Genomic DNA, 6,958 nt, shown 5'->3' with positions numbered 1-6,958 from the left:
CCAACCCCACCCGGCACAACCAGACCCGAGCACGAACGGAACCCAGACATGAAAAACGATCACAGCTTCAGGAGCACCAACAGTGGCTCACTGAGGAACCCATTCAGACCGGAAAGGAGCTCACCGCACTCGACGAAACACCAGCTCCGCCGCTGGACCTCCTGGCGGCGCTGGACCGTGCCATGCTCGCCGACGCCTGCTCACCGTCATCGCCGCCAAGGAACGCGACCAGCCCCCACCCGCCGGACTGCTCCCGATCACGGTCAACGAGATCCCTGACTGTTTGCCGCGTCACTCGCTCATCTCCTGCCCTGGTCGAGCTGGCGACGCCGTCACCAGGCCAACGCCAGAGCCAGCCACCACCGGAGGGTGCTGGAGGGTTGGGTGCGCTGGCCGAAGACGTCGCAGGCGCTGGCGTTGCGACGGGCCGGTGGCTGTCCACATCGACCAGGACCGTGCCGTACACGTGGCCACGGCGCGGCGCGAAGTCGACACCGAGCAGCCGCACGGCCGTCATGTCCGGTTCCGGCAGCGCACGCACCCGGCGCAAGAGGGTGTCGCGCGCCACCGCCAGACCCAGCTGCCCGGCCAGCCGCGCCCCGGCCCCGGCCGGCGAGCGCGAGCCCGACAGCCTCCAGCATTCGACGTGCCAGTGGGGTGAAGCGGGCATGCGGGCTGGTCAGTCCTTCGACCTGCTCGGCGACCGTCACCGTCGGATAGTTGGTGACCGCGCAGCGGAACCGACGGACCAGCAGGTCAATGACGACGCGGGCGCCCGCTATCGCGGCGTCGACCAACCTTCGCCGGTACCGGCCGTGCACCCGCCCCGAGACCACGCCACAGCGCGCGCAGGCCACCCGCTCCGCCCGAGAACGAGCGAGCAGCCGTAGTCGATCACCGTCCGGTTCGCCCGATCCACGATCAGGCCAGCCAGGTGCGGAGGAAGAACCCCGAGGTCAGAGGGGCACTGGACACATGATCGCACCAACGAGGGCGGCACGGCGGTACCCCGGGGCCGGACGGATCACAAGATCAGCGCCCGATCCGAATCTGGTCTGGGGTCTGGCAAATGCTAGAGCGCTGTTCTAACCTTCGGGCACCAGCTCGCCATCTTGCAGAGGACGCGCCATGACTCAGCCGGTTCGCCACGTCGATGCCGCTGTCCTGCGGGGGACAGGCGGCGCTTACACCGTCGAGGCGGTGGGGCTGTCCGAGCTCGGACTGACCGATGTGTTGGTGCAGATCGCCGGAACCGGCACGTGCCACACCGACCTTGCCTTCGGGGCGATGGCCGGTGACGCCTTCGCACGCGCGGTCTTAGGTCATGAGGGGCCGGCGTTGTGGCCGCGGTCGGCGCGGCATCCTGGCCGGTAGGGGAGCTCAGGTCGTCGTGGCCTACCTGCAGAGCCATCCGAAGACGAAGCATGTATTCGTCAGTCCCGGTCTAGCCGTTACCGGTCTCAGTCAGGCGATCAGGGCGGCATCCCTGCCCTCGGTCAAAATCCTCGGCAGTTCGCCGGGTCCCGACGGGCTCAAGGACCTCAGCGCTGGCGACAACCTCGCGTGGCTGCTGCAGTCGGCTTAAACGGAAGCCTGGCAGGTCGTCGACGTCGCGATCCGGTGGTTCGAGAAGATGCCCATCTACACCTGGGGGCCGAACTACTGGCTGGTCACCACGCGGAACGTGCGCCAGGTTGCCGACTTCACCGATCCCGAGTATCCGGCGAATATGGCGGATCAGCTCGTCAAGCTGTGGAAGGTGCGCAGCCAGTCAGCCCGAGTACCTCCAAAAGGAGCACTTACATGTCAGGCACTTTGGACGGCCGAGTTGTCGTAGTGACCGGATCCGGTCGCGGCCTCGGACGGGAACACGCGCTGCGACTCGCCCGCGAAGGCGCGTCAGTGGTCGTGAACGATCTTGAGGACGGCGGCCGCGGCCCCGCGCGCGACGTGGTCGAGGAAATAAGGACTCTGGGCGGTGATGCCGTCGCTGACGGGCATTCGGTCACGACCTGGGGTTCGGCCGCGCAGATAGTGCAGACCGCGATCAGGACTTACGGCCGACTCGACGGGCTCGTCTGCAACGCCGGCTTCCTACGCGACCGGATGCTTACCAACATGAGCGAGGCGGAGTGGGACGACATCATCAAGGTGCACCAGTACGGCACCTTCTTTCCGCTACGTCACGCCGCCGAGTACTGGCGGGGCCGCCGCAAGGCAGGGGAGGCCGTCGACGCGGCAGTCGTCACGACCACCGCCGCGTCGGGACTACACGGCAATGTGGGGCAGGTGAACTACGGTGCCGCCAAGGCGGCAATCGCGCTGATGACGATCTCCTCGGCGCGCGAGTTGGGACGCTACGGGGTTCGTGTGAACTCGATCTCCCCGCTGGCGCGGACGCGACTCACGATGACCGGTCCAAGCGGCGGCTCCCGGATGGCGCCGGACGCCGATGGGTTCGATGAGATGTCGCCCGCCCATGTGTCGCCGCTGGTCGCGTGGCTGCTCAACCCGCAGTGCACCGCGACGGCACAGGTCTATGCCATATTCGGTCGCCAGATCCATCGTTACACGCCCTGGTCTCCCGCCGAGTCCGCCCACGCGGCGGAGGATTGGACCGTCGAGTCGGTCGCAGCTGCGTTGCACAACTGGCCGGATCAGGATGACCCCGGCGTCATCCCCGGACTCTCGGCGCCTGCCTCGGCGAGTTGACCGATGACGATCGACGCGAGGCTGATCGGCCGCGAACTCACCCCGGTGACCGGTGCCTGGACCGAGCGTGACACTCGGCTCTACGCGCTCGCCGCGGGGGCGGGCAGCGTGGACCCCCAGCAGGAACTGCGGTTCGCCACCGAAAACACGGCCAACGTGACCCAGCGTGTGCTGCCGACCTTCGGGGCTCTCGAGGCGTGCCGCGTCTGGGACCGCTGGACGAGTTCAGCGTGCTCTCCGACAAATCCGGACTGCGGCCGCGGCGACTCATCAAACAGCGCTTACCAGACGAGACTCGAGCGTGCCTGGCCTAACAGCCGTGCGGCCAGAACGCATAGGCCGCTACGAATGAGCCCGGTGATCGACGCTTTCCACCACATCTACCGACAAGGAGATTCCCACATGTCCGGAGCCCAGTCGACTATGCGGCTCTCGCTGTTCATCAACCCGACCGGGCACCACCAGGCGTCCTGGCGCCATCCGCGCGCCCAGGCGGATGCTGGCGTCAGCTTCGCGCACTACGTCGAGCTCGCGCAGGCCGCGGAGCGTGCCTGTTTTGACGCCGTGTTCCTCGCCGACAATCAGTGCGTGCTGGCTGGTTCGCCCGGCACGTTTGGTCGCGTCGCCCAGTATGTGGCCAACTTCGAGCCCCTCACGCTGATCTCCGGACTGATCGCCGTCACGGAGCGGATCGGCTTTATCAGTACGGCGTCGACCAGCTTCAACTACCCCTACCAGGTTGCGCGGAAGTTCGCGTCGATGGACCACATGAGCGGAGGGCGTGTGGGGTGGAACATCGTCACGTCCGGCCCCGTGGAAGCTCCGAACTTCGGCCTCGCCGAGCACTTTGAGCACGAGCTGCGTTATGAGCGTGCCGCCGAGTTCGTGGAGGTCTGCAAGGGACTGTGGGACAGCTGGGAGGACGATGCCTTCCCGCGCGACAAGGCCAGCGGGCAGTTCCTGCTCCCGGCGAAGGTGCACACGCTGGACCATGACGGTCCTCACCTGCGTGTTCGCGGCCCTCTCAACGTGCCGCGCAGCCCGCAGGGGTATCCCGTGTTCGTCCAGGCGGGGTCGTCGTCGACGGGCACCGCCTTCGCCGCACGCTACGCAGAGATGGTGTTCGTGACGCCCCAGTCGGTCGAGTCGGCACGGCAGCGTTACCAGCTCATCAAGTCCCAGGTCGCCGACGCGGGCCGCGATCCCGACCACGTGAAGGTGATGCCGGGTCTGGTCGTGATCGTCGGGCGCACCACGGAGGAGGCCCGGGAGGACTACGAGCGGCTGCAGTCGCTGCTGCACATCGACGTGGCGCTTAACATTTTCTCCCTTAAGCTCGGCGGCGTCGACCTGTCGCCGTATCCACTCGACGAGCCGTTGCCGATGTCGGCCGAGCCCGATCGGGAGTCGGGCTTTTCACGGCCCCATTTCGGCGAGTGGGCGAAGCTGGGGCAGCGCGAGGGGCTGACGTTGCGCGAGCTGGCTCTGCGCGCCGCCGGGTCGATGGCCGGCATAGTCGCCTACGGCTCGGCTACCGACATCGCCGATCTGATGGAGGAGTGGTTCCGGACGGGCGCCACGGACGGCTTCAACATCCAGCCGGCATATCTCCCGGGGCAGTTGCACGACTTCAACGAGTTGGTCGTGCCCGAGCTGCAGCGGCGTGGCCTGATGCGCCGCACCTACGACGGGCGGACGTTACGAGACCACTTCGGTCTTCCGCGCCCTGCCTGGCGCGCACGCAGCCACGCCGGCGTGGCTGCGTGCGCGCCCGTGACGGTGGACCGATGACGACGACGGAGGATGAGCGCATGTCCCACACGGTGCAACACACGCCATGGTCCGAGCGGGTGCGGATGCCGACGCCGAAGCGAGAGCTCGACCGCCGGTGGGCGGCAGTCCGGACGGCGATGGCAAGCGAAGGGATCGAGGTGCTCATCGTCCACAACCATGTCGACAACCTCGGCGGCTACGTGAAGTACCTCGGCGACATCGCCTCGTCAGGGGGGTATCCGCTGACCTTCGTGTTCCCGCTTGAGGACGCGATGACGATGGTCGCGCACGGACCGCACGGCCGGGCACGCGATGTCTCGCCGACCGCCGATCCGTTGTTCTATGGGATCAAGCAGATCGTGGGCACCTGGAGCTTCGCGTCGGCGTCTTACACGGCGCAGTACGATCCGGAGGCGATTGCCAAGGCCGTGAAGCCGTACGCGCCGGCGCGGATCGGGATCCTGGGCATGGCGCAATTTCCGCACCTGTGGATGACCTACCTCCAGGAAGCCCTTCCCAAGGCGGAGTTCGTAGATGCCTCCTACCTCGTGGACCCGATCAAGGCTGTCAAGTCGGAGGACGAGCAACGGGCGATCCGCGCGACGATCGAGATGCAAAAGGCAGCCTTCGAGGCCGGACTTGATGCCATCGAGCCCGGGCGGCGTGAGTGGGAGGTGATCGCGGCAATCGCCGCCGCAACACGCGATCGGGGCAGCGTCGGAGGCGTGCTGATGATCGGCTCGGCCCCTCCCGGCCACCCGGGAATGATCGACATGCCTCGCCACCACAACCGCGTGCTACAGGCTGGCGATCAGATGACCCTGCTGGTCGAACCCTCGAGTGTCGACGGGTACTTCGCTGAGATCGGTCGCACCATCGTGATCGGTTCGGCGAACGACGCGCTCCTCGAGGAGCACGAGTTCGCGCTCGCCGCCTACCAGCGAACCGTCAACCACCTTCGCCCCGGAGCGAGCTCGAGCGCGATCTTCTCGGACTACAACGCATTCATGGAGGAGCATGGGCGGCCCCCTGAGCAGCGCCTGCACGCGCACGGCCAGGGCTACGACATCGTCGAGCGACCGCTGATTCGATCTGACGAGCCGATGCTCATCGAGCAAGGCATGTTCCTGGCCGTGCATCCGTTCTACGTGCACGGCGGCGCGGCCCTGTTGCTATGCGACTACGTCCTCATCGGAAGCGATGGCGCATCGGCGCCTCTGCATGGCGTCGAGCAGAAGGTCTTCGAAGTATGATCGCGGGCCGCCGGTCTCGGCTATGAAAGACGGTGAGCCCGGCCTCGATGCGCGAGGCGGCGCGCGCACGTCGATGATTCGCGACGGCCCGAGGACGCCAGATGGAGAACGTGGCGACCGCCGAGATCGCGCGCTCGCAGGTATGGCCGTGGATTCGCCACGAGAAAGCGCTGGACGCCGATCACCGCCGATCACCGCCGATCTCGTCCGCTGTCTGGGGAATCCGCGGTGAGACGGGCGACGACGAGTGGTTCGAGACCCGGGGCCGTTCGAAGGAGTCGCGGGAGCTTCGAGCAGGTCGGGTTGTCCGAGGAGCTCGTCGAGTTCCTGACCATCCCGGCGTACGAGCGACTGGGCTGAGACGCCCGACCTCGCGTCGGGTCGCGGTCCGGCATGGCGAAGGCGGTTGGCAGCGCGTGCGCCACCAGCGTTGGCCAGAGTGACGATGCCAGTCCGCGTCAGCGACTTCAGAGGAGGGCGTATCGATCTCGCCGGAATACGCGGGGCCAGTTGCCCCCGCGGGCAGATCAATGAAGATTCTGCGCCACGCACTCGGATCTATTCTTGACAGTCGAATCCGCCGACGCCATTGTTGCGGAAGGGCGTCGGGTGGCCTGAGCAGCTCACGTGGAGCTCGTATGCGATGGAGTAAGGGTGTCGTCGGGGTCGTTACGGTTTCAGTAGTCGCCCCGGTCTCGGCGGCGTGCAGCAGCAAGGGTCACGTGGGGGCGGGCACGTCAGCGCCGACGTAATTAGTAGACGTTGTTCCCTCGCCGTCCAGAAGGGATCGCTCAGGTGTACTCCGGAACAGATCGAGCTTTGCCCACCGCTGAGCCGAAACCGCAGCCTGGGAAGAACGCCTGGGTGATCGCCCGCACTATGGCAGCGGAGCGCTGCGCGACCCCAGCCAAGGCAATCGAGGAGGCGGGTGGTTGCATCGGCCGGAACGTCAAGATCTTTGGCGGCCAGAGCAACTCAACGGTGGAGAACAATGGGATCCGCTCTGCGATCGCGAATCAGGCGGACGCGATAGTCCTGGTAGCCGTCGACTGTTCGAGCCTGTTCTCGTCGAGATCGGCTGCAGGTGCCCCGACGCCGGCGCTGTACCTGCTCGACGCGGCGTACGACCTGACTTCCCTCAAATTAGTGCGCACGTGCGCGGCCCGATGCAGCGGTCAAGATCGTAATGCTACGGACAGTGAGGCGCGGGTCCGGCGTGA

General features: G+C 66.6%; 9 protein-coding genes. 8 read left to right on the top strand and 1 reads right to left on the bottom strand.

Annotated features, from left to right (window positions below):
- Positions 1–332 precede the first annotated feature (332 nt).
- The gene (locus BCD48_RS46810; RefSeq protein ID WP_491677150.1) at positions 333–857 is read right to left on the bottom strand and encodes a transposase family protein; all 525 of its coding nucleotides are present in this window, start codon (positions 855–857) and stop codon (positions 333–335) included.
- 271 nt (positions 858–1,128) lie between these two features.
- On the opposite strand from BCD48_RS46810, the gene BCD48_RS19850 reads away from it, so the two are divergent.
- The 8 genes from BCD48_RS19850 to BCD48_RS52945 all read left to right on the top strand — a co-directional run.
- Positions 1,129–1,374 carry a hypothetical protein gene (locus tag BCD48_RS19850; RefSeq protein ID WP_071049929.1) on the top strand — a complete coding sequence of 82 codons (246 nt, stop codon included), beginning with the start codon at positions 1,129–1,131 and terminating at the stop codon, positions 1,372–1,374.
- Between the two features lie 16 nt (positions 1,375–1,390).
- Entirely contained in the window at positions 1,391–1,585 is a 195-nt protein-coding gene (locus tag BCD48_RS19845) for a type 1 periplasmic-binding domain-containing protein (protein WP_071049928.1), read from the top strand.
- A 48-nt stretch (positions 1,586–1,633) separates the two neighbouring features.
- On the top strand, positions 1,634–1,837 hold the full coding sequence (locus BCD48_RS52365; protein WP_198543317.1) for a hypothetical protein: 204 nt from the start codon (positions 1,634–1,636) through the stop codon (positions 1,835–1,837).
- A complete protein-coding gene (locus BCD48_RS19840; protein WP_083418916.1) occupies positions 1,804–2,712 on the top strand; it encodes an SDR family NAD(P)-dependent oxidoreductase in 909 nt (302 codons plus the stop codon). Before BCD48_RS52365 ends, BCD48_RS19840 begins: the two co-directional genes overlap by 34 nt.
- 3 nt (positions 2,713–2,715) lie before the next feature.
- Complete coding sequence (locus tag BCD48_RS19835; protein WP_241841866.1) at positions 2,716–4,503, top strand: LLM class flavin-dependent oxidoreductase; 1,788 nt, start codon at positions 2,716–2,718, stop codon at positions 4,501–4,503.
- Positions 4,500–5,738, top strand: coding sequence for a M24 family metallopeptidase (locus BCD48_RS19830; RefSeq protein WP_071049926.1), 1,239 nt, complete (start codon positions 4,500–4,502; stop codon positions 5,736–5,738). Before BCD48_RS19835 ends, BCD48_RS19830 begins: the two co-directional genes overlap by 4 nt.
- Positions 5,739–5,839: 101 nt before the next feature.
- Complete coding sequence (locus BCD48_RS56750) at positions 5,840–6,181, top strand: hypothetical protein (RefSeq protein ID WP_116271587.1); 342 nt, start codon at positions 5,840–5,842, stop codon at positions 6,179–6,181.
- A 421-nt stretch (positions 6,182–6,602) separates the two neighbouring features.
- A partial coding sequence (locus tag BCD48_RS52945; RefSeq protein WP_206745022.1) for a hypothetical protein occupies positions 6,603–6,958 on the top strand: 356 nt, incomplete at its 3' end.

Origin of the sequence: Pseudofrankia coriaricola, assembly GCF_001854805.1 — a bacterium.
Classification (GTDB): domain Bacteria; phylum Actinomycetota; class Actinomycetes; order Frankiales; family Frankiaceae; genus Pseudofrankia.
The sequence above is the reverse complement of the archived record's forward strand: the minus strand, read 5'-3'. Positions and strand labels throughout refer to the sequence as shown.